This is a genomic window from Bifidobacterium sp. UBA744 (assembly GCA_002298605.1).
Lineage (GTDB): Bacteria > Actinomycetota > Actinomycetes > Actinomycetales > Bifidobacteriaceae > Bifidobacterium.
The window spans coordinates 1-233 of the sequence record DBKS01000013.1 but is presented as its reverse complement, the minus strand read 5'-3'; the positions used below and the strand labels follow the sequence as shown (position 1 = coordinate 233).

Genomic DNA, 233 nt, shown 5'->3' with positions numbered 1-233 from the left:
GCCAGCGCAGGTTGAGACATGATTGCTGTCAAGAGGCTGAGGCCTGCTTGAGATTGGTTATTGCTCTGCCTGTGCGCAGGGCATTTTTTATGCCCGCGGCAAGGCCTTCCATGCGGATCGACGGTCGATTAAGGAAGGAACGCCATGAAGAGGCCCGAAAAGGAAGCGGTGGTTGCCCAGCTTACGGAACAGTTCCGTAACGCTGACGCTGTCTACCTGACCGAGTACCGCGG

Annotated in this window: 1 protein-coding gene; it reads left to right on the top strand. The window is 57.1% G+C overall.

The features are described 5' to 3' along the window. Positions 1–144: 144 nt before the first annotated feature. Positions 145–233 (top strand): 50S ribosomal protein L10 (rplJ, locus tag B2994_RS01445; RefSeq protein WP_414630616.1); only part of this gene is annotated, 89 nt, incomplete at its 3' end.